14 protein-coding genes are annotated in these 22,249 nt (G+C 73.8%); 10 read left to right on the plus strand and 4 right to left on the minus strand.

Annotation, left to right across the window (positions count from 1 at the left end):
- Nucleotides 1-10 precede the first annotated feature (10 nt).
- Together EV378_RS28025 and EV378_RS28030 are read left to right on the plus strand one after the other, a co-directional pair.
- Nucleotides 11-3,496 (plus strand): indolepyruvate ferredoxin oxidoreductase family protein, encoded by a 3,486-nt coding sequence (locus tag EV378_RS28025; protein WP_132430386.1) that lies wholly within the window; start codon nucleotides 11-13, stop codon nucleotides 3,494-3,496.
- Between the two features lie 452 nt (nucleotides 3,497-3,948).
- Nucleotides 3,949-4,833: a M23 family metallopeptidase gene (locus EV378_RS28030; RefSeq protein ID WP_243653798.1), complete on the plus strand. Its 885-nt coding sequence runs from the start codon at nucleotides 3,949-3,951 to the stop codon at nucleotides 4,831-4,833.
- Nucleotides 4,834-4,845: 12 nt separating this feature from the next.
- Here the strand turns inward: EV378_RS28030 and sthA are convergent, their stop codons facing one another.
- The gene (sthA, locus tag EV378_RS28035) at nucleotides 4,846-6,360 is read right to left on the minus strand and encodes a Si-specific NAD(P)(+) transhydrogenase (protein ID WP_279389667.1); all 1,515 of its coding nucleotides are present in this window, start codon (nucleotides 6,358-6,360) and stop codon (nucleotides 4,846-4,848) included.
- 350 nt (nucleotides 6,361-6,710) lie between these two features.
- Here sthA and EV378_RS28040 point away from each other — a divergent pair, with 350 nt between their 5' ends.
- Together EV378_RS28040 and EV378_RS28045 are read left to right on the plus strand one after the other, a co-directional pair.
- Entirely contained in the window at nucleotides 6,711-7,709 is a 999-nt protein-coding gene (locus EV378_RS28040; protein WP_132430388.1) for a LacI family DNA-binding transcriptional regulator, read from the plus strand.
- A 209-nt stretch (nucleotides 7,710-7,918) separates the two neighbouring features.
- Complete coding sequence (locus tag EV378_RS28045) at nucleotides 7,919-9,166, plus strand: DUF4192 domain-containing protein (RefSeq protein WP_132430389.1); 1,248 nt, start codon at nucleotides 7,919-7,921, stop codon at nucleotides 9,164-9,166.
- Here EV378_RS28045 and galE read toward each other — a convergent pair.
- Together galE and EV378_RS28055 are read right to left on the minus strand one after the other, a co-directional pair.
- Nucleotides 9,151-10,116 carry a UDP-glucose 4-epimerase GalE gene (gene galE, locus EV378_RS28050; protein WP_132430390.1) on the minus strand — a complete coding sequence of 322 codons (966 nt, stop codon included), beginning with the start codon at nucleotides 10,114-10,116 and terminating at the stop codon, nucleotides 9,151-9,153. The genes EV378_RS28045 and galE overlap by 16 nt on opposite strands.
- An 81-nt stretch (nucleotides 10,117-10,197) precedes the next feature.
- A complete protein-coding gene (locus EV378_RS28055) occupies nucleotides 10,198-10,914 on the minus strand; it encodes an iron-dependent transcriptional repressor DtxR (RefSeq protein ID WP_132430391.1) in 717 nt (238 codons plus the stop codon).
- 81 nt (nucleotides 10,915-10,995) lie between these two features.
- Between EV378_RS28055 and EV378_RS28060 the strand changes: the two genes are divergently transcribed.
- From EV378_RS28060 to EV378_RS28070, 3 genes are read left to right on the plus strand one after another with little or no spacing between them, the layout of a single operon-like run.
- Entirely contained in the window at nucleotides 10,996-11,886 is an 891-nt protein-coding gene (locus tag EV378_RS28060) for a sulfurtransferase (protein WP_132430392.1), read from the plus strand.
- 43 nt (nucleotides 11,887-11,929) lie between these two features.
- Nucleotides 11,930-13,102 carry an acetoin utilization protein AcuC gene (locus EV378_RS28065; protein ID WP_132430393.1) on the plus strand — a complete coding sequence of 391 codons (1,173 nt, stop codon included), beginning with the start codon at nucleotides 11,930-11,932 and terminating at the stop codon, nucleotides 13,100-13,102.
- 1 nt (nucleotide 13,103) lies between these two features.
- The gene (locus tag EV378_RS28070) at nucleotides 13,104-15,863 is read left to right on the plus strand and encodes a bifunctional acetate--CoA ligase family protein/GNAT family N-acetyltransferase (protein WP_132430394.1); all 2,760 of its coding nucleotides are present in this window, start codon (nucleotides 13,104-13,106) and stop codon (nucleotides 15,861-15,863) included.
- Nucleotides 15,864-16,166: 303 nt separating this feature from the next.
- Here EV378_RS28070 and EV378_RS28075 read toward each other — a convergent pair whose 3' ends face one another.
- On the minus strand, nucleotides 16,167-17,816 hold the full coding sequence (locus tag EV378_RS28075; RefSeq protein ID WP_132430395.1) for a fumarate hydratase: 1,650 nt from the start codon (nucleotides 17,814-17,816) through the stop codon (nucleotides 16,167-16,169).
- A gap of 126 nt (nucleotides 17,817-17,942) precedes the next feature.
- Here EV378_RS28075 and EV378_RS28080 point away from each other — a divergent pair, with 126 nt between their 5' ends.
- The 3 genes from EV378_RS28080 to EV378_RS28090 all read left to right on the plus strand — a co-directional run bounded on the left by EV378_RS28080 (nucleotide 17,943) and on the right by EV378_RS28090 (nucleotide 22,229).
- The gene (locus EV378_RS28080) at nucleotides 17,943-20,315 is read left to right on the plus strand and encodes a xanthine dehydrogenase family protein molybdopterin-binding subunit (protein WP_132430396.1); all 2,373 of its coding nucleotides are present in this window, start codon (nucleotides 17,943-17,945) and stop codon (nucleotides 20,313-20,315) included.
- Between the two features lie 296 nt (nucleotides 20,316-20,611).
- Entirely contained in the window at nucleotides 20,612-21,436 is an 825-nt protein-coding gene (locus EV378_RS28085; protein ID WP_132430397.1) for a fumarylacetoacetate hydrolase family protein, read from the plus strand.
- A 49-nt stretch (nucleotides 21,437-21,485) separates the two neighbouring features.
- Complete coding sequence (locus EV378_RS28090) at nucleotides 21,486-22,229, plus strand: maleylpyruvate isomerase family mycothiol-dependent enzyme (protein WP_243653799.1); 744 nt, start codon at nucleotides 21,486-21,488, stop codon at nucleotides 22,227-22,229.
- Nucleotides 22,230-22,249 lie beyond the last annotated feature (20 nt).

Below are 22,249 nucleotides of genomic sequence, written 5' to 3' on the forward strand. Positions count from 1 at the left end.
GGAGGCGCGCATGACCACCACGTCCGACCCGTCCGTCTCCACGGTCGAGTTCTCCCTGGCCGACCGCTACCGGCCGGGTTCCGGCCCGGTGCTGCTGACCGGGGTCCAGGCGATCCCGCGCCTGCTCGCCGAGCAGCACGCGGCGGACGCCGAGGCGGGGCTGACGACGGCGTCGTTCGTCTCCGGCTACCAGGGCAGCCCGCTCGGCGGGCTGGACACCACCCTGGCCGCGGCGGCCGACGAGCTGCGCGACTCGGCCGGCCTGCGGTTCGTGCCGGGCGTCAACGAGGAGCTGGCCGCGACGGCCGTGTGGGGCAGCCAGGTCGAGGTGCCCGAGCACGGTCGCAGCGTCGACGGAGCGGTGGGGGTCTGGTATGGCAAGGCGCCCGGCGTGGACCGGGCGGGCGACCCGATCCGGCACGGCAACATCTGCGGCGCGCACCCGAACGGCGGCGTGCTCGTGCTGGCAGGGGACGACCCGAGCTGCAAGTCCTCGACGATCCCGTGCATCTCCGAGCGCGCGCTCTACGGCTACGGGCTCCCGGTGCTCTACCCGGACTCCGCCTCCGAGATCGTCCGGCTCGGCCGCTACGGGGTCGCCCTGTCCCGCGCGTCCGGCATGTGGGTCGGCATGAAGATCACCGCCGACGTCGCGGACGGGCTGGCGACGGTCGATGCGGACGCGGGCACGGTCGACGTCACCGTGCCGGAGCTGGAGTGGGAGGGGCGGCGCTGGGAGCGCGAGCAGGTCCCGATGCTGGCCCCGCCAGCGTCGCTGCGCGCGGAGGAGGCGCTCTACGGCCCGCGCACGGCGATGCTGCAGGAGTTCCTGGCCGCCAACCCGATCAACACGGTCGAGGTCTCAGCGCCCGGCGCGTGGCTGGGCATCGTCGCCGGGGGCAAGGCCTTCACCGACGTCCGGCAGGCGCTGGCCGACCTCGGCCTCGGCGACGACGAGCTCGCCGCCGCCGGGATCCGGCTGATGCGTCTCGGCATGATCTCGCCGATCGAGCGCGCCGCGGTGCGCGAGTTCGCCTCCGGCTGCGAGACCGTCCTGGTGGTCGAGGAGAAGACGCCGTTCGTCGAGACCGGCGTCCGGGACGTGCTGTACGGCATGGACTCCGCGCCGTCGGTGATCGGGTCCTTCGACGTCGACGGGCGCCCGCTCGTGCCGTCGGCGGGGGAGCTGACCGCGGCGGCGCTGGCCGGGCCGCTGCGGCGCGTGCTCGGCGACCGGGTGGAGCTCGCCGACCCGGTGCGCCGACCGCCGTCGCTGGAGCTGCTGCCGGTCGCCCGCACGCCGTACTTCTGCTCCGGCTGCCCGCACAACCGCTCGACGGTCGTCCCTTCCGGTTCGGTCGCGGGAGGCGGGATCGGCTGTCACGCGATGGTCGCGCTGACCGGGCGTCCGGAGTCCGAGGTCACGTCCATCACGCAGATGGGCGGCGAGGGCGCGCAGTGGATCGGGCAGTCCCCGTTCACCTCCGCCGGGCACATGTTCCAGAACATGGGCGACGGGACGTTCGCGCACTCCGGGCAGCTCGCGATCCAGGCGTGCGTCGCGGCCGGCGTGGACATCACCTACAAGCTGCTCTACAACCGCGCCGTCGCGATGACCGGAGGCCAGGACGCCGAGGGCGGCCTCGAGGTGCCGCAGATCTGCGCGAAGCTGCTGGCGGAGGGCGTCACGAAGATCATCGTGTGTGCGGACGAGCCCGGCCGGTACCGCTCCCTCGCCCGGCTCCCGCGCGGTGTGGACCTCTGGGACCGCGACAGGTTCGACGTCGCCCAGTCCACGCTGGCATCCACCCCCGGCGTCACGGTGCTGATCTACGACCAGCGCTGTGCCGCCGAGTCCCGGCGGCTGCGCAAGCGCGGCGAGATCCCGGTCCGCGCCACCCGCGTCGTGATCAACGAGGCGGTCTGCGAGGGCTGCGGGGACTGCGGGCACAAGTCGAACTGCCTGTCCGTGCAGCCGGTGGACACCGAGCTGGGCCGCAAGACCCGGATCGACCAGTCGTCGTGCAACACCGACTACTCCTGCCTGGACGGCGACTGCCCGTCGTTCGTGACGGTGCGGGCGCCCGCCACGTCGTCGGGCTCCGCGCGGCGGGAACGCCCCGAACCACCGGCCGTCCCGGACGTCGGCCACCCGGCGAGCGGGGACCTGTTCCTGGCCGGAATCGGTGGCACCGGGATCGTCACGGTCAACCAGGTGCTCGGCTCGGCCGCCGTCCGCGACGTGCGCGCCGTGCACGGGCTCGACCAGACCGGGCTCTCGCAGAAGGCCGGGCCGGTCGTGTCGCACCTGCGGGTGGCCGCGTCCGCGGACGGGCTGGGCCCGGCCAACCGGGTCGGAGCGGCGGGCGCCTACCTGGCGTTCGACGTGCTCGTCGGCTCCGACTCCCGGTACCTCGGGTCGGTCGCGTCCCCGGACGTCACGACGGCCGTCGTGTCCACCAGCCGGACGCCGACCGGCGCCCAGGTGCGCGACGCGTCGGTGTCCGCGCCGGACTCGGCCGCCCTGGTGGAACGCATCGGATCGGCGACGGCGTCGGTCGTCGCGATGGACGCCTCGGCGGCCGCCCTCACGCTGTTCGGCGACACGATGCCGGCGAACCTCATGCTCGTCGGTGCCGCCTACCAGTCCGGCGTGCTGCCGCTGTCCGCGTCCGCGATCGAGTGGGCGATCGAGCTCAACGGCGTCGCCGTCGCGGCGAACACGGCCGCGTTCCGATGGGGCCGCGTCGCCGTCGCCGACCCGGCCGCGTTCGCCGCGGCGACCGGTGCGCCGCAGGCCTCCACCTCCCCGGTCGCGCTGCCGGCCGGGATCTCGCTCGACGACCTCGACGACGCACCGGAGCTGGCCCGGATCGTGCGGCACCGCGCCGCGGAGCTGGCCGCGTTCCAGGACGCGACGACGGCGCGCCGGTACGTCTCCGACGTCCGCGCGATCCGGTCCGCGGAGCGCGCTGCCGGTCTCGGATCGGCGTTCTCCGAGGCCGCCGCCGCCGGGCTGCACCGCCTCACCGCCTACAAGGACGAGTACGAGGTCGCCCGGCTGCTCACCGACCCGGCGTTCGAGGCCCGGCTGGCGGCCGAGGTGCCCGGCGGGACCGCCATGCGCTACCGGCTGCACCCGCCGGTGCTGCGCTCGCTCGGCCGGGACCGCAAGATCGCGCTCGGGCCGTGGATGCGCCCGGTGCTGCGTGGCCTGGCGCGCGGGAAGGTGCTGCGCGGTACGCCGCTGGACCCGTTCGGTCGCACGGAGATCCGCCGCCTCGAACGCGAGCTGCGTGACGGGTACCGGGCCATGGTGCTGCGGCTGGCCGGCTCGCTGCGGGCCGGCGACGGGTCCGACCACGGGTCCGACTACGACACCGCCGTCGCCGCCGCACGTGCCGCCGAGGAGATCCGTGGTTACGAGGAGGTCAAGCTCGCCGGCGTCGAGCGCTACCGGCGGCGGCTGGCCGAGCTCGGCGTCTCCGGCGGTTGAGGGCGGGCTCCCGCGCCGGGCGGGAACGGCCCGGACCGGGATGTGGTGACCGACACCTCGAGTGACGACGAGCGGCGGCGCCGCCCGCTCACCGGACCGGCCGCCGGATGTGTCCGGGCAGCTCAGGGCCCGGTTTTCCGCTCGTCCGCCGGGCGACGGCACGGTGAACGGTGAGTGACGGCGATCGAGGAGGTTGCGTCCACTCGTCGCCCCGACCCGTCCGGTGACCTGTCGATCTCGACATTTCTGATGACGGCGGGTTTCGACCGGCTTAACGTAGGTCTCGCATCACGAACCGGTTACGAAACGGACCACGGCTCAACCCCCGATGAGCCGCCCCGTCCCCAGCGGGAAGTCCGGCCGGGCGTGACGCCGAGAGGAATATCGTGGCACGGCATCGCTCCCCCCAGAGCCGTCGCCCGAGCCTCCCGCTCCTGTCACCGCAGTTCGCGGTGACAGGAGCGGGCGCGGCCGGCGGCTACCGCGTCGGCGGCCCACACGTCCGGCATGCCCGCGGCACCTCGTCAGGTTTCCCGCTGCAGTCGCGCTCGTCCCGGGTCGCTGCCGCGGTCGTCGCGGTCGGTGGCGTGGCCGGCGCCGCCCACGCGTCGGTCCAGGGCACGTTCCTGCCCGACACCCAGGAGATGGCGGGCTGGTTCGCCTCCTCCGAGCCGGCCCCGGCCGCGTCGGTTCCCGAGCCGCGCACCGCGGCCGACGCCACGATCGCGGACGGCTCGACACTGGCCGCTCTCGCGGCCCCCGCGTCCGCCCGGTCGACCGCCGCGACGGCCCTGACCGGCGCGACGGCCCCGGCCGCCGGTCGTCCGGCGTCCGCGGTCGCGGGCGCCCGCAAGGGAATCCAGGACGTCCGGGCCGCCGCGGCCGCACCGCAGGCCGCACCCGCAGCGTCCGGAGGCGACCCCGGCGCGCCCGCCGCGACGGCCGCCGCCGGCGGTGGCGTGCAGATCCTCTCCGGCCGCGTCACCTCCGGTTTCGGCCAGCGGTGGGGGACAGGGCACATGGGTCTCGACATCGCCGCGCCGATCGGCACGCCGATCCACGTTCCGCTCGCCGGCACCGTGATCAGTTCCGGCCCGGCCAGCGGGTTCGGCCTGTGGGTGCGGGTGCAGCACGACGACGGCACGATCACCGTCTACGGCCACATCAACCGGTCGCTTGTGTCCGTCGGTGAGAAGGTCAGTGCGGGTCAGCAGATCGCCGAGGTCGGCAACCGCGGCCAGAGCACCGGGCCGCACCTGCACATCGAGGTCGTCCAGGACGGGACGAAGATCAACCCGAAGCCCTGGCTCGACGAGCACGGGTTCCGCTACACCTGATCCACCGCCGTCTCAGTCTCCCGCGGCGGGCTCCGAGACGGGGTCGGGGACGGGCTCGGAGATGCCGCTCCCGTTCGACGCCGGGCCGGCGACGGACGGCGGCGCGGCGAGCGTGCTCTGGCGGTGCTGGAACGCCTCCACCGCCCGGACCTTGTTGCTCACGTCGAGCGCGGCGACCTTGTAGGCCTCGGACAGCGTCGGGTAGTTCAGCACCGTGTCGACGAGGTAGTCGACGGTGCCGCCGCATCCCATGATCGCCTGCCCGATGTGCACCAGGTCGGTCGCGTTCGTGCCGAACACGTGCACGCCGAGCAGCGTGCGGTCGGCCGTGGAGACGATCAGTTTCAGCATGCCGTAGGAGTCGCCGACGATCGCGCCGCGGGCGAGCTCGCGGTAGCGCGACAGCCCCACCTCGTAGGGCACCGTCTCGCTCGTCAGCTCCTCCTCGGTGCGCCCGCAGAACGAGATCTCCGGGATCGTGTAGATGCCGATCGGCTGCAGCTCGCGCAGCTCGCGGGCCGGCTCGCCGAACGCGTGGTAGGCCGCCAGCCTGCCCTGGTCCATGCTCGTCGACGCCAGCGCCGGGAAGCCGATCACGTCTCCGACGGCGTAGATGTGCTCGACGCTCGACCGGTAGTGGCCGTCGACGGCGATCCGGCCGCGGTTGTCCGCGGTCAGGCCGGCGTTCTCCAGGTCGAGTGCCTCGGTCTGCCCCTGCCTGCCCGCCGAGTACATGACGGTCTCGGCCGGGATCCGCTTGCCGCTGGCCAGGTTCGTGATCGTGCCGATGTCGGTGACCTCGACCGAGGACACCTCCTCGGAGAACCGGAACGTGACGGCCTGGTCGCGCAGGTGGAACTTCAGCGACTCCACGACCTCCGGGTCGCAGAAGTCCAGCATCTGCGGGCGCTTCTCGACGACGGTCACCTTCGTGCCGAGCGCCGCGAACATCGACGCGTACTCGATGCCGATCACGCCCGCCCCGACGACGACCATCGAGCCGGGCACCCGGGTGAGCTGCAGGACCTGGTCGGAGTCGACGACGCGCTCGCCGTCGAACTGCACGACGTCCGGGCGCGCCGGGCGGGTACCGGTGGCGATGACGAACTTCTCCGCGGTGACCGTGTTGTGGTCCCCGCGCCCCGTGCCCTCGACGACGACCGTGTGCGGGTCGGTGAAGCGGGCGGTGCCGGTGAGGATGTCGACGTGGTTGCGCATCAGCTGGTTGCGCACGATCTCGACCTCGCGGCCGATCACGTGCTGTGTCCGGGCCAGCAGGTCACCGATCGTGATCTCGGACTTGACCCGGTAGCTGGCGCCGTACATCTCCCGCTGGGAGAAACCGGTCAGGTAGAGCACCGCCTCGCGCAACGTCTTCGACGGGATCGTGCCCGTGTTGACGCAGACCCCGCCCATCATGTTGCCGCGGTCGGCGACCGCGACCCGCTTGCCCAGCTTCGCCGCTGCGATGGCCGCCTTCTGCCCGCCCGGTCCGGAGCCGATCACCATCAGGTCGTAGTCGTACACGCGTCGGGCTCCCGTCGTCGTCTCCCGCGGCGGGGGACGCGCCCTACCCGGCCCCCGTGGCGACCAGCGTCGTCGCATGCCCGGTCACAGGCAACCCGCGACGGGTGAACAGCACGTCACGCAGGGTTTCAGCGACACGGTGTCCCTTCTGCCGGGGTCGCTGCACGATGGTGTGACGGTCCCGGTACAGTTCGCTCACTGTCGACGAGAAACCCGACCGTTCAAGCAGCCGGACGGCACATCCGGGTGATCAGCACCCGTGATGTCCGGTGTGTGCGGGCTCGTCAGTCCCGTGGGGGGATGTGACGCTCCGGTCCGGCTGTCCCGGACCCGGAGGGGAGGGGTGCGCCATGGCGACGATCAGCGACGTGGCCTTTCGAGCGGGTGTGTCCACCGCGACCGTCTCACGTGCGTTCAACGGCAAGTCCACGGTCGACCCCGCACTGGCGGAGCGGGTGTTCCGCGCCGCGACCGAGCTCGACTACCGGCCGAACAGCCTGGCCCGCAACCTGCGCAGGCAGGCGACGACGGTGCTCGCCCTGATCGTCCCGGACGTCGAGAACCCGTACTTCACGGCGGTCGCGCGTGGGGTGGAGGACTGCGCGCTGAGCGCCGGGTACTCGGTGGTGCTCTGCAACTCCGATGGGGACCCGGACAAGGAACGCCGCTACGTCGACGTGGCCCTGCAGGAGCGGATGGCGGGTGTCGTGCTCTCGCCGACCGCCGCCGGTGTCGGGGTGACGGCGCTGCGCGAGCGTCGGACACCGGTCGTGGTCGTCGACCGGATGCCGCCCGACGCCGCCGTCGACCAGGTCTCGGTCGACGGCCGCACCGCGGCGTGCGAGGCGACCACGCACCTGCTCGCCGAGGGCTACCGCCGGATCGCCTGCCTGGCCGGTCCGAACGGCGGAACCGCCGCCCATGACCGGCTCGACGGCTTCCGGGACGCGTTGCGCACCAGCGGTCGCGGGGACGGCGGGGGACTGGGGTGGCAGGCCGACGGCCACGGGGCATCCGGCGCGCTGCAGGCGGCGCGGCGGTTCCTGGCCGACGACGAGCCGCCGGACGCGGTGCTGGCCACCGACAGCGCGACGGCGATCGGCGTGCTCGAGGCGATGGCCGAGCGGGGGCTGCTGGCCGGGCGCGACGTCGGCGTCGTCGCGTTCGACGACGGACCGTGGGGCCGCGTACTGGACCCGGCACTCAGCGTCGTGGTCCAGCCCGCCCGCCGGATCGGCAGCGAGGCGGCGGGGCTGCTGCTCCAGCGGATCGCCGAGCCGGAACGCCCCGCCGAGCGGATCGTGCTGGACGCGACGCTCACCGTGCGGGGGAGCTCCCGCCGCGGGTGACCTCGCGGGTGGCCCGCCGATCGGTGAGCCACTGGTGGGGTCCCCCGGATCACATCCTCCTCCCGGACCCCGACGGTTCCGGGCCGGGATCGGCCGGATGCGCGGCGGTTGTCCACAACCGGCCCGGGTGACGACCGGGAGGGATGGCCGTCCACAGCCGTCCGGCCGAACGCGTCGCTCGTGGCCCCGGCGGCGCCCAGGCTGCCGGCATGACTCCTGCGCCGTCCTCGCCCGCCCACCCCGACGACCCGGTGCCGCCGCCCGCCGGTCGCGCCGATCCCGTCGGACCGGACGCTCTCCCCGTTCCGACCGGCCTCGCCGACGTCACCGACCACGCCGACGTCACCGACCACGCCGACCTGACCGACCTCGCCCGGCTCGACGGGCTGAGCGGCGCGGACGACCTCGCCGGCCTCCTCGGCACCGACCCGGCGCCGTCGGTCGTGCTGCGGTTGCGCGGCGGCGAGGAGCTCGTCGCCGCGCTGCCCGTACTGCTGGGTTTCCATCCGGCGGAGTCGATCGTCCTGGTCGGCTTCGGGGGCCGGTCGACGCAGCGGGTCGGGCTGACGGTGCGGACCGACCTGCCGCCGCCGGACGACGTCGCGGGCGTGTGCGCCGACGCGGTGTCGGCGCTGGTCACCGACGGGCCGACCGGCGCGGCCGTGGTCGTCGTCGGCGGGCGGGCGGGCCCGGGTGGGCGCCCGGCTCGGCCGGACGTCGCCGCCGCGGCGCAGCGGACGCTGGTCGAGGCCGGGATCGAGCCGCTCGCCGTGCTCTGGGCGTCCGGCACGCGACCGGGTACGGAGTGGGCCTGCTACGACCTGCCGGGGCAGGACTGCGGGTGCCGCGGCGAGGTCCCCGCGCCACCGCCGGAGGTGCTCGCCGCCGCGGCCGCCCGTCGCGGCCACGACGTGCTCCCCGACCGCGCCGCCGTCGCCGACGTGCTGGCCGCGGACGGTGACGAGGAACTGGACCGGCGGGCCGGTCTGTGGGCCATGCACCTCGACGCCGTGACGTCCCGGTCCGGCGGCGGGCCGGAGCCGGACCGCACCGGCGAGCACCGGGAGCTGTTGCGCCGGGCGGTGTCCGACGCAGCGGCGTGCCGGCTCGCGGTGGACGACGCCACGGTCGTCCGGTTCTGCGCGGCATTCACCTCGTCCACGATCCGCGACGAGTCCGTGCGGCTCTGCCTCGGCCCGGACGCGCCGGCCGCCGAGCAGCTGTGGGCGGCGCTGTCGCGCGCGATGCCGTCGCCGGAGCGGGCCGATCCGTCCGCGCTGTTCGCCGTCTGCGCGCTGCTGCGCGGCGACGGCGCGCTCGCCGCGATCGCGGTCGAGCGGGCGCTCGAGGCGCGGCCCCGGCACCCGGTCGCGGGTGCGGTGGAGGCGTCCCTGCGCGGCCTCACCGGCCCGTCCGGCCTGCGCCGGATCCTCGAGCGGGCCTACGGCCGACCGTGACCACCCTGCGCGAACGTCCACGCGTCGCCGACGATCCGGTGCAGGTCGGTCCGGCTCGGGGTCCAGCCGAGGTGCTCGGCGGCCCGCGCGCTGGACGCCACCAGCACCGCCGGGTCACCGGCACGCCGCGGCGCCGTGACGGCCGGGATCGGGTGGCCGGTGACGGCGCGGCACGCCTCGATCACCTCGCGGACCGAGAAACCGTGGCCGCTGCCGAGGTTGTAGACGTCGTGCCGTCCGGCCGTGGCGTGGGTCAGCGCCAGCCGGTGGGCGTCGGCGAGGTCGTCGACGTGGATGTAGTCGCGCACGCACGTGCCGTCGGGCGTCGGCCAGTCGTCGCCGTAGACCGAGATCGACTCGCGGGTGCCGGCCGCGACCTGCAGGACCAGCGGGATCAGGTGCGTCTCCACGGCGTGCCGCTCGCCGTAGGCGCCGTGTGCGCCCGCGACGTTGAAGTAGCGCAGGCTCGTCGCGGCCAGGCCGTGCGCCGCCGCGTAGGACGAGATCATGTGGTCGATCGCGAGCTTGCTGGCCCCGTACGGGTTCGTCGGACGCACGGGGGCCGACTCCGGGATCGGGACCTGCTCCGGCTCGCCGTAGGTGGCCGCGGTGGAGGAGAACACCAGCCGGGGCGTGCCGTGCGCGCGGATCGCCTCCAGCAGCCGGAACGAGGCGACGACGTTGCCGTTCCAGTAGAGCTCCGGGCGCTCGACCGACTCGCCGACCAGCGAGCGCGCCGCGAAGTGCAGGACGCCGTCGAAGCCCTCGGCGAGCACGTCCCCGGCGGCCTCGCCGAGCTCGCCCTCGACGAACTTGCAGTCCGGCGGAACCGCGTCGCGGTGACCGGTGGACAGGTCGTCCAGCACGACCACCTCGTGGCCGGTCTCGACCAGGTGCGCGGCGCACACACTACCGACGTATCCCGCACCGCCGGTGACGAGCAGCCTCACGGGGACCTCCTGGGTTCTCGGTACCGGACGACGTTCTCACGCCCGGCAGGAGAGCCCGTCACCGCGTCGACCGGCGGTCCGCTACTTCGCTCGGACCAGTACGGCGTGCGCCACCAACGGCGCGACCGTCGCCTTCTCGCCGTCCGCGACCACCGGCACCGCGTCGCCGAAGCGCGGGATCGCCTGCACCTCCACGGTGTTGCCCGGCACGATCCCGGCCAGCTTCAGCTCGCCCATCAGGTCCGGGTCGACCTGCACGTGCTCGGCGATCCGGCGCACCTCGACCGGGCCACCGCCGCGGCGGGCCAGCTCGTCGAGCCGCTGCAGCCCGACCTCCAGGCTCGGCGGCACCGAGCCGGACGTCTGATCCGGCGGGTCCTTCTCCAGGTCGTCCAGCCCGGGGATCGGGTTGCCGTACGGGGAGATGGTGGGTTTGTCGAGCAGGCGGACGAGCTTGCGCTCGACGTCCTCGCTCATGACGTGTTCCCAGCGGCACGCCTCGGCGTGCACCAGCTCCCACTCGAGCCCGATCACGTCGATCAGCAGGCGCTCGGCGAGGCGGTGTTTGCGCATGACGGCGACGGCGCGACCGCGGCCGTCGTCGGTGAGTTCGAGGTGTCGGTCCCCGGCCACGACGAGCAGACCGTCCCGCTCCATGCGAGCGACGGTCTGGCTCACGGTCGGTCCACTCTGACCGAGGCGTTCGGCGATCCGCGCACGCAGCGGGACGACGCCTTCCTCCTCGAGTTCGTAGATGGTCCGCAGATACATCTCTGTGGTGTCGATGAGCTCGTTCAACTCGGGCCCCTTCGTTCGTCACCCAGTCTAGCCCCGCAACGCCCCGGACAGCGGGCGACCTTCCCAGGCAGGATGGGCGATGTGGCCGATCTGATCACACCCCGGGCTCTGGCCGACTCGCTGGCAGGGCATCCACCACCCGTCGTGCTCGACGTCCGGTGGCGGCTCGGCGGTCCGTCCGCCCGAGCGGACCACGCCGCCCGGCGGGTCCCCGGCGCCGCGTTCGTCGACCTGGACACCGAGCTCGCCGCACCCGCCGGGCCGGGTGCGCCGCGCGGTCGCCACCCGCTGCCGGAGCCGGAACGCCTGCAGGAGGCGCTGCGCAGGGTGGGCGTGCACGACTCCTCGACGGTCGTCGTGTACGACGACGCGGACGGCTCGGTCGCCGCTCGTGCCTGGTGGTTGCTGCGCTGGGCCGGGTTCGCGGCCGACCGGGTCGCGATCCTGGACGGTGGCTTCGCGGCCTGGCTGGCCGAGGGCTGCTCGGCGGCGGGCGACGACGTGCCTGCCGGTGAGGCGGCACCGGAACCGGCGAGGGAGCAGGGGACCGTGGTCGTGCGGCCCGGCGGGATGCCGGTGCTCGACGCGGACGCCGCCGCCGGGCTCGCCCGGACCGGGGTGCTGCTCGACGCCCGCGCCGCGGCGCGCTACCGCGGCGAGACCGAACCGGTGGACCCGCGGGCCGGGCACATCCCGGGCGCCCGCAACGCCCCGTCGGCCGGCAACGCCGGCCAGGACGGCCGGTGGCTCCCGCCCGACGAGCTGGCCGCCCGCTTCCGTGCGGCGGGTGCCGACGGCGCCGGACCGGTCGGGGCCTACTGCGGATCCGGGGTGACGGCCTCCTCGCTCGTGTTCGCCCTCGAGCGTGCCGGTCTCACGCCGGTCGACGCTCCGGCCGCGCTCTACCCGGGCTCCTGGTCGGAATGGAGCGCCGACCCGGACCGCCCGGCCGCCACCGGGGAGTCACCGTGACGCGCATGGCCGTCCCGGTCGTCGTCGCCTACGGTCGTCGGCCATGAGCGCGCGTACGGCCGTGGTGTGGACGCCGGAGTTCCTGACCTACCAGCTCTCCGACGACCATCCGCTCAACCCGGTCCGGCTGGACCTGATGATGGAGCTGTCCCGGGAGCTGGGCGTGCTGGACGGGGTGGAGCTGATCGAGCCCGCCCCGGCGACGGACGAGGAGCTGACCCGGGTGCACACGCCCGGGTTCCAGACGGCGGTCCGGTCCGCCCCCGAGGCGCCGTTCGGCGTGGGTCACGGACTCGGCACGTCCGACAACCCGATCTTCTTCGGGATGCACGAGGCGGCCGCGCTGATCGCGGGCGGCTCCGTGCGGGCCGCCCGGGAGATCCACGAGGGACGCGCGGACCGCGCCGTCAACATGGCGGGCGGGCTGCACCACGCGATGCCCGACAGGGCCGCCGGGTTCTGCGTCTACAACGACTGCTCGGTCGCGATCTCCTGGCTGCTCGAGCAGGGCTACGAACGTATCGCCTACGTCGACGTCGACGTCCACCACGGGGACGGCGTCCAGACCTCGTTCTACGACGACCCGCGCGTCATGACGATCTCGATGCACCAGCATCCGCTCACGCTGTGGCCGGGCACCGGCTGGCCGGGCGAGCTCGGGCGCGGTGACGGGGAGGGCTACGCGGTCAACGTCGCGCTGCCGCCCGGCACCGGCGACGCGGGGTGGCTGCGGGCGTTCCACGCGATCGTGCCGGGGCTGTTGCGCTCGTTCCAGCCGCAGGTGCTCGTCACCGAGTGCGGCGCGGACACCCACGCCGAGGACCCGCTGGCCAACCTCGAGCTGTCGGTGGACGGGCACCGCGCGATCTACCTGGCGCTGCGCGACCTGGCCGAGACCACGGCGGGCGGCAAGTGGCTGGTGCTCGGCGGCGGCGGGTACGCGCTGTTCCGGGTCGTGCCGCGGTCCTGGACCCACCTGCAGGCCGTCGCGCTGGACCGCGACGTCGCCCCGGAGACTTCGATCCCGGCCGGCTGGACGGCCCGCGCCGCCCGGCACACCCGGGCGCCGCTGCCGGTGGCGATGAGCGACGGCGCCGACGCGTCCTACGAGCCGTGGGAGGACGGAGGCGGCGACCGCGTCGACTCCACCATCCGCGACACGCGCCGGGCCGTGTTCCCGCTCCACGGCCTCGACCCCGACGACCCCCGGGACTGACGTGACCGACGACCGAGGTCCGGCCACCCCGCCCGCGGGGACCCCGACCGCGACCGTCCCCGCCGGACAGGACACGAACGGCGCCGCACGGCACGGGGCCGGGCCGCCCGAGGCGCCGTACCCGCGGCACTGGGAGGCGGACATCGTCGCCTCCGACGGCGGGATCGTGCACCTGCGCCCGATCCTGCCCAGTGACGCGGACGCTCTGCTCGAGTTCCACGGGAAGCTCTCCGATCGCACCCGCTACCTGCGCTACTTCGGCCCGCACCCGCGGATCAGCCAGCGCGAGCTCGATCGGTTCACCGTCGTGGACCACCGGACGCGGGTGGCGTTCCTGGCGCTGCTCGGCGACGAGATCATCGCGGTCGGCCGGTACGAGGGGCTGGGCGCGGACGAGCCGCCGGTCACGTCGGCCGAGGTCGCGTTCGTGGTCCGCGACGACCACCAGGCCCGCGGCCTCGGATCGATCCTGCTGGAGCACCTGGCCGCCGCGGCACGGGAGAACGGACTGTCCCGGTTCGAAGCCGAGGTCCTGGTGGAGAACCACGGCATGGTCCGGGTGTTCCGCGAGGCCGGATACCAGGTCAAGCGGGCGTTCGCCGAGGGCGTGCTGCACCTGGAGTTCGACATCGACCCCACGAACCGCTCGATCGCCGTGCGGGACTCCCGTGAACAGGCCGCGGAGGCCCGCAGCGTGGCGAACCTGCTCCGGCCGTCGTCGGTGGCCGTGATCGGGGCGTCGGCCGACGAGACGAAGATCGGGCATGCGGTCCTGACGAACCTGCTGCGGGCGGGCTTCAGCGGGCCGGTGTATCCGGTGAACCCGGACGCCCGCTCGGTGCGCGGTGTGCGGGCGTACCCGTCGGTGATCGACATCCCGGACGAGGTGGACCTCGCCGTGGTCGCCATCCCGGCCGCCGGGATCGACGACGTCATGGACGACTGCCTGGCCAAGGGCGTGCGCGCGCTCGTCGTGATCAGCTCCGGGTTCGCCGACGCCGGCGGCGGAGGCACGGTGGCCGAGCGGCGGCTGGTGGCCGAGGCGCGGGCGCACGGCATGCGCGTGGTCGGCCCGAACGCGCTCGGTGTGGCCAACGCCGCCCCGGACGTCCGGCTGAACGCGACGCTCGCGCCGCTGATCCCGGGCCACGGACGCACCGGGTTCTTCTGCCAGTCCGGCGCGCTCGGGATCGCGATCCTGTCCAGCGCCAGGGAGCGCGGTCTCGGGCTGTCGTCGTTCGTGTCCGCAGGCAACCGGGCCGACGTCTCCGGCAACGACCTCCTGCAGTACTGGCAGACCGATCCGCAGACCGACGTCGTCCTGCTCTACCTGGAGACGTTCGGCAACCCCCGCAAGTTCGCCAGGGTGGCGCGGCGACTGGCCCGCACGAAACCGGTGGTCGCCGTGAAGAGCGGCCGGCACACGGCGCCGGTGCCGTCGCACGCGACGATGTCCGCGCCGATCGACGAGTCCAGTGTCAAGGCGCTGTTCGACCAGTCCGGCGTGATCCGCGTGGAGACGCTGCCGCAGCTGTTCGACACCGCGCTCGTGCTCGCCTACCAGCCGCTGCCGAACGGGCGGCGCGTCGCCGTCGTCGGGAACTCCACGGCGCTCAACCTGCTGGTCACCGACGGCCTCCTGGACGAGGGGCTGGAGCCTGCCGGCGACCCGGTGGACGTCGGCGTCGCGGCGAGCCCCGAGCAGTTCGCCTCCGCCGTCCGGATGGCACTGCAGGGGGCCGACACACCGGACGCGCTGATCGCGGTGTTCGTCCCGCCGGTGGCGGTGCCCGGCGCCGAGTACGCCCAGGCGCTGCGCGACGCGGCCGAGGGCGCGGGCATCCCGGTGCTCGCCGTGTTCCTCGCCGTCGAGGGCGTGCCCGGCGAGCTCTCCGTCCCCGGGCCGGACGGGTCGCCGGGCCCCGGCTCGGTGCCGAGCTTCGCGAGCCCGGAACGTGCGGCGTCGGCGCTCGCCCGGGTCGCCCGGTACGCCGAGTGGCGCCGGACCCCGGTCGGTGAGTTCGTCGTACCCGACGGTGTGGACCCGGACGCGGCCCGGTCGCTGGTGGCACGGCTCGGTGCCGAGCGCGACCGTGTGCTCAGCGACGACGAGGCGGTCGCCCTGCTGCGCTGCTACGGCGTGGAGGTGCCCGCGTTCCGGCTGGTCACGGGGGCGGACTCGGCCGTGGCGGCGGCCGCCGACCTGGGACACCCGGTGGCCCTCAAGGCGGTGGGGGAGCGCTGGCGGCATCGCAGCGACTTCGTCGGCGTGCGGCTCGACCTCACCACCGACGACGCCGTCCGCACGGCGCACGAGGAGCTCGAACGTCTGACCGGCTCGCCGGACGTCCACGTGCAGCGGATGGCGCCCAAGGGCACGTCGTGCGTGCTCGCGGTGTCCGACGACCCGTCGTTCGGCTCGCTGCTCTCGTTCGGTCTCGCCGGGCTGGCGACCGAGCTGCTCGACGACCGCGCCTACCGCGTGCTGCCCGTCTCCACCGAGGACGCGGCACGGCTGGTGCGGGCCCCGCGGGCCGCACCGCTGCTGACCGGGTACGGCGGCACCGAACCGGTCCGGATGGAGGCCCTCGAGGACCTCGCGCTACGCATCGGTCAGCTCGCCGAGGACGTCCCGCAGGTCCGCTCCCTGGTTCTGGACCCGATCCTGGCGTCGGCCGACGGCGCGTTCGTGACCAGCGCCCGGATCACGCTCGGCCCACCCCCGACCCGCGACGACGCGGGCCCCCGCCGCCTCCGCTGAGCCGGTGGAAGCCGCCGAGGCTCACCACGCCGGCCACGCCGGCCACGGCGAGCCATGCGTGAACTGCCGCACCCCGGCCCGGCGTGTCGCACCGGCTGCAACGGGTGCGGCACGCCGAGAGGGGGTGCGGCACGCAGTGACGGGGTGGGCGGACCGCCTCGGCCGCCACGTGCGCCGCCCCGTCCCGGATTGGACGAGCGCTCCGCTCGTACGTCCCGCAACCCCGCAACCCGCGAACGAACGGCACCTTCGAGCAATGCCATTGCCCGAAGGTGCCGTTCGTTCGGAAGGGGTGGAGCGGGGTCAGGTCCGGAACGTGACCTGAAGGGTGGGGGCGGAGGTGTCGGCGAAGAAGTCGTTGCCCTTGTCGTCCATCACGATGAACGCGGGGAAGTCCTCGACCTCGATCTTCCAGACCGCCTCCATGCCGAGCTCCGGGTACTCCAGCACGTCGACCTTGCGGATGCAGTCCTGGGCGAGTCGCGCCGCGGGCCCGCCGATCGAGCCGAGGTAGAAGCCGCCGTTGTCCCGGCAGCTCTCGACGACCTGCTTGGACCGGTTCCCCTTGGCCAGCATCACGAGCGAGCCGCCCGCCTCCTGGAACTGCGTCACGTAGGAGTCCATCCGGCCGGCCGTCGTCGGGCCGAACGACCCGGACGCGTAGCCCTCCGGCGTCTTGGCCGGTCCGGCGTAGTAGACCGCGTGGTCGCGCAGGTACTGAGGCATCGACTCGCCCGCGTCGAGACGCTCGGCGATCTTCGCGTGCGCGATGTCCCGGGCCACGACGAGCGGGCCGGTCAGCGACAGACGCGTCTTCACCGGCAGCGACGACAGCTGGGCCCGGATCTCGTCCATCGGCCGGTTCAGGTCGACCTGCACCACGTCGTCGGACAGGTCCTCGTGCTCGGTGTCGGGCAGGTAGCGCGCCGGGTCCCGCTCCAGCTGCTCCAGGTACACGCCGGACGGCGTGATCTTCGCCTTGGCCTGACGGTCGGCGGAGCAGGACACCGCGACCCCCACCGGCAGCGACGCGCCGTGTCGCGGCAGGCGGATCACGCGCACGTCGTGGCAGAAGTACTTGCCGCCGAACTGCGCTCCGATCCCGAACTGCCGGGTCAGCTCCAGGACCTGCTGCTCCAGGTCGGTGTCCCGGACGGCGTGGCCCAGCGGCGAGCCGGAAGTCGGGAGCCCGTCGAGGTACCGGGCCGAGGCGAGCTTCGCGACCTTCAGGTTGTACTCCGCCGACGTGCCGCCGACGACGATCGCCAGGTGGTACGGCGGGCACGCCGCGGTGCCGAGCGAGCGCAGCTTCTCGTCCAGGAACGCGGCCAGGCGCTTCGGGTTCAGCAGCGCCTTCGTCTCCTGGTAGAGGAACGTCTTGTTCGCCGACCCGCCGCCCTTGGCCAGCACGAGGAACTCGTAGTACGGGTCGCGTCCCGGCTTCTGGTACAGCTCGACCTGCGCCGGCAGGTTCGTGCCCGTGTTGCGCTCCTCCCAGAACGTCAGCGGCGCCATCTGGGAGTAGCGCAGGTTCAGCTCCTGGTAGGCCTCGAAGATCCCGCGCGACACGGCGGCCTCGTCGTCGCCACCCGTCAGGACCGTCTCGGTCTTCTTGCCGATGACGATCGCGGTACCGGTGTCCTGGCACATCGGCAGCACGCCGCCCGCCGAGACGCACGCGTTGCGCAGCAGGTCGGTCGCGACGAACCGGTCGTTGCCGGACGCCTCCGGGTCGTCGACGATCGCGCGCAGCTGGGCCAGGTGCGACGGGCGCAGCAGGTGCTGGATGTCGGTGACGGCGGCTCGGACGAGGCCGGTCAGGGTCTCCGGCGGGACCTCGAGGAACGTGCGCCCGGCTGCTTCGACGGTGGTACCGGCCGGCAGGTCCAGCTCGCGGTACTCGGTCTCGTCGGCGCCGAGCGGAAGCACGTCCGTGTGGTGGAACTCGGGCATGGCCCGGGACGCTACCGGCCGCGCAGGTGCGGGCACGGATCGAGAGACGAAACGAACGTGCGGAGTAACCGAAGGCTCCTCCGGTTAGAGGGCGACACTGCCGATGACCCGCGCTACGGTGCGGTCATGCCTGGCTCGATCCTCGGAACGTCCGTCCGCCGCGTGGAGGACGTCGACCTCATCACCGGCGCGAACACCTACGTCACGAACCTGCGGCTCGAGGGCATGGGCCATGCCGCGTTCGTCCGGTCCCCGATGGCGCACGCGCTCGTCGGGTCGATCGACACGTCCGAGGCGGCCGCGGCGCCGGGTGTGCTGGGCGTGTTCACCGCCGCGGACCTGGATCTGCCCGCGCACCACGGCCTGATGGTGCTCAACCCGAACCTGCCGCGCCCGCCGCTGGCCACCGACCGGGTCCGGTTCGTCGGCGAGGCCGTCGCGATCGTCGTCGCCGAGTCGAAGGCCGCGGCCGTGGACGCCGCCGAGCTGGTCGAGGTGGACTACGACCCGCTGCCCGCGGTCACCGACATCGAGGAGGCGCTGTCCGAGGGCGCCGAACTCCAGTTCCCGGAGACGGGTACGAACATCGCGGCCGGGCTGCGCGCGCCGGAGAGCGACCCGCTGGCCGACGCCGACGTGGTCGTCCGGGCCCGGATGCTGAACCAGCGGGTCGCGGCGGTGCCGTTGGAGGGCAACGCGATCGTCGCGGACCCGACGGACAGCGACTACGAGCTCGTCGTGCACGTGTCCACCCAGATGCCGCACGGGTTCCGCAGCCAGCTCTGCGGGATCCTGGGTCTGGGTGAGGAGCAGGTCCGGGTGATCGCCCCGCACGTCGGTGGCGGGTTCGGTGCCAAGGCCGGGATGCTCTCCGAGCACACCGTGGTGATCGGCGCCGCGCGCCGGCTCGGCCTGCCGGTGTCCTGGGTGGAGACCCGCACCGAGAACCTCGTCTCGATGCCGCAGGGCCGTGCCCAGGTCGGCTACTACGAGCTGGGCCTCACGCGGGACGGGACGATGGTCGGCCTGCGCGCCAGGGTGATCGGTGACTCCGGGGCCTACGCCGGGTTCGGCGGGGCGCTGCCGCTGCACATGACCTACCTGATGGCGCCCGGCGTGTACGACATCAGGAACGTCCGCTACGACGCCGCCGCGGCGCTGACCAACACGACGCCGATGGGCGCGTTCCGCGGGGCCGGCCGCCCGGAGGCAGCCGCGCACCTGGAGCGGCTGGTCGACATGGCGGCCGTCGAGCTGGACATGGACCCGGCCGAGCTGCGCCGCAAGAACTTCCTGGACCCGGCGTCGTTCCCGCTGACCACGCCGGTCGGGGCCGCCTACGACGTCGGCGACTACGACCTCCCGCTCCGCGAGGCCCTGCGCCTGGTCGACTACCAGAACCTGCGCGCGGAGCAGAAGCGCCGCAACGACTCCGGCGACCCGGTCCGGCTCGGCATCGGGATCTCGGTCTACGTCGAGGTCACCGCGGGCGGCGGCGGTAGCGAGTACGGCTCGGTGACGATCAACGCGGACGGCACGGCGACCGTCTCCGCCGGCACGTCCGCACACGGCCAGGGGCACGCGACGTCGTTCGCGATGCTCGTGTCGGACCGGCTCGGCATCCCGATGGACAAGATCACCTACGTGCAGTCGGACACGGCCACCGTCCCGCGCGGCGGCGGCACGGGCGGGTCGCGGTCGTTGCAGATGGGCGGCACGGCCGTCGCCGCGGCGGCGAACGACGTCTACGAGCAGGCGCGCAAGCGGGCGGCCACGATCCTCGAGGCCGCGGCCGACGACATCGAGCTCACCGACACCGGGGAGTTCGGCGTGACCGGTGTGCCGTCGTCGGCGACGATCACCTGGTCGCAGCTGGTCGAGCACGCCGCGGCCGAGGGCGCCGACCTGGCCGCCGGGCTGGACGCCGAGCAGGCCGGGGCGACGTTCCCGTTCGGCGCGCACGTCTCCGTCGTCGAGGTGGACTCGGAGACCGGTCGCGTCCGGCCGCTGCGCCACGTCGCCGTCGACGACTGCGGGCGGATCGTGAACCCGCTCCTCGTCGAGGGCCAGCAGCACGGCGGGCTGGCGCAGGGCATCGCGCAGGCGCTCTACGAGGAGGTCCTGTTCGACGACGACGGCCAGCCGCTGACCGGCAGCCTCGCCGACTACCACATCCCCACCGCGGCCGATCTGTTCTCGTTCGAGACCTCCACCACCGAGACGCCGACGCACATGAACGCGTTGGGCGCCAAGGGGATCGGTGAGTCCGCGACGATCGGGTCGACGCCCGCGGTGCAGAACGCGATCGTCGACGCACTGTCCGGCCTCGGCGTGCGTCACGTCGACCTGCCGTGCTCGCCGCAGCGGATCTGGCGGGCTGTGCAGGCCGCGACGTCCGGGTCCCCGGAGCCGACCTGGCACGAGCCGCCGGACGTGTTCGACGACCTCCCGGTCCGCCCGGGCGGGGCGGACGAGGCGGACGAGACCGGCGCCATCTGACGCCGGGCCGGTGATCGGCGACCACGGAGGATTCCGGCCACGTGCTGCCGCGATCCTCCGTACACACCGATCATGACGGGAGCGCCCCCATCCGTATGCCGTCGGGCGGGCCCGCCCCGTGCCGGCGCCCACGGGATGGCGCCCCAGGGGACGGTGCGCACGGGACGGCGCCCCGTGCCGGCGCCCCCAGGGGCGGCGCCCCGCTCTTGGGTCGGCCCCCACCCCCGGGCCGCACCTCGGGGTGCCGTGACGCAGACTCTCGTCGTGAGCAGTGCGACGACGAGAAGGTGCGTGCGATGAGGCTGGCCACGATCCGGACCGCGACCGGCACCCGGGCCGTCCGGGTGGACGGGGACTCGGCGGTCGAGACCGGCGAGGCCGACGTCCGGGCCCTGCTGGAGCGCCCCGACTGGGCCGAGCACGCCGCGGCGGCGGCCGGGCCGGTGCACGACGTCGCGACGCTGGACCACGCGCCGCTCGTCCCGGCTCCCGAGAAGATCATCTGCGTCGGGATGAACTACCGCGACCACGTACAGGAGATGGGCAACCAGCTGCCCGAGTACCCGACCGTGTTCGCGAAGTTCGCCCCGGCGCTCGTCGGTGCCCGCGACGAGATCGAGCTGCCGAAGGAGTCGGACAAGGTCGACTGGGAGGCCGAGCTCGTCGTCGTGATCGGGCACTCGGTCCGTCGCGCGGACACCGACGAGGCGCGCGCGGCGATCGCCGGCTACTCGGTCCTCAACGACGTCAGCATGCGCGACTTCCAGAACCGCACGAAGCAGTTCCTGCAGGGCAAGACGTGGGAGCACTCCACGCCGCTCGGGCCGGTGCTGGTGACCCCCGACGAGCTGCCCGACGGCGGGTGGCGGATCTCCAGCACGCTCGACGGCGAGACGATGCAGGACTCCACGACCGACCAGCTCGTGTTCGGCGCGGTCGAGCTCGTCGAGTACCTGTCGGCGATCGTGACGCTCAACCCGGGCGACGTGATCGCCACCGGCACACCGGGCGGCGTGGGACACGCGCGCACACCCCCGCGCTACCTCTCCGACGGCGCCGAGATCGTCGTCGCGGTCGAGGGCGTGGGGGAGTGCCGCAACGTCTGCCGGGCCTCGCAGTGAGCCGTCGACCGAGCGCCGGAGAGGGAATCGGACGAAGCGAGGTCGCGCCGTGAGTGCTGCGCTCCGGCTGCCGGACCGCGCGGACTCGCTCGCCTGGGCTGGTGACGGTGCCGCTCACCTGCGCGGTCTGATGGTCCGGATGGGCGACGAGGCGTTCCGCGCGCCGTCGCTGCTCCCCGGCTGGACGCGGGCCCACGTGCTGACCCACGTGGCCCGCAACGCCGACGCCATGATCAACTTGGTGACGTGGGCGAAGACCGGGGAGCCGACGCTCGCCTACCCGAGCCGGGCGGGCCGGGACGGCGACATCGAGGCGGGCGCGATGCGCTCCCCGGAGGAGATCCGTGCCGACGTGCTCGACTCGTCGGACCGGCTCGCCGACGCCGTCCGGAGCATGCCGGAACAGGCGTGGTCGACGGTCGTCGAGACGCCGCAGGGCATCCGGCTGCCGGCCACGATGATCCCGTGGGGCCGGGCCCGCGAGGTATGGATCCACGCCGTCGACCTCGACGTCGGCGCGTCGTTCGCCGACATGCCGCAGCCGATGCTCACCGTGCTGGTCGCCGACGTCGGCGCGCACATGTCCACCCGGGACGGCTGCCCGCACGTCCTGCTGGAGGCGAGCGACACCGGCGAGATCGTCGAGATCGGACCGGGTCCCGGCGGCGGCGACGTCGGCACCGTGCGCGGCGCGGCGCCGGACCTGGCGGCGTGGCTGCTCGGCCGCACGAAGGGCACCGGCCTGCGGGGACCCGACGGCAAGAAGCCCGGCCCGCTCCCGGCCTGGCTCTAGCCGAGCGGCCCGGCCCCGGT

Origin of the sequence: Pseudonocardia endophytica, assembly GCF_004339565.1 — a bacterium.
In the GTDB taxonomy this organism is placed as follows: Bacteria; Actinomycetota; Actinomycetes; order Mycobacteriales; family Pseudonocardiaceae; genus Pseudonocardia; species Pseudonocardia endophytica.

Bases quoted from the DNA above. Each gene is read 5' to 3' on its own strand.
- EV378_RS28085 (WP_132430397.1), top strand. From the start codon at position 20,612: ATGAGGCTGGCCACGATCCGGACCGCGACCGGCACCCGGGCCGTCCGG.
- EV378_RS28025 (WP_132430386.1), top strand. From the start codon at position 11: ATGACCACCACGTCCGACCCGTCCGTCTCCACGGTCGAGTTCTCCCTG.
- EV378_RS28075 (WP_132430395.1), bottom strand. From the start codon at position 17,816: ATGCCCGAGTTCCACCACACGGACGTGCTTCCGCTCGGCGCCGACGAG.
- EV378_RS28080 (WP_132430396.1), top strand. From the start codon at position 17,943: ATGCCTGGCTCGATCCTCGGAACGTCCGTCCGCCGCGTGGAGGACGTC.
- EV378_RS28045 (WP_132430389.1), top strand. From the start codon at position 7,919: ATGACTCCTGCGCCGTCCTCGCCCGCCCACCCCGACGACCCGGTGCCG.
- EV378_RS28065 (WP_132430393.1), top strand. From the start codon at position 11,930: ATGAGCGCGCGTACGGCCGTGGTGTGGACGCCGGAGTTCCTGACCTAC.
- EV378_RS28040 (WP_132430388.1), top strand. From the start codon at position 6,711: ATGGCGACGATCAGCGACGTGGCCTTTCGAGCGGGTGTGTCCACCGCG.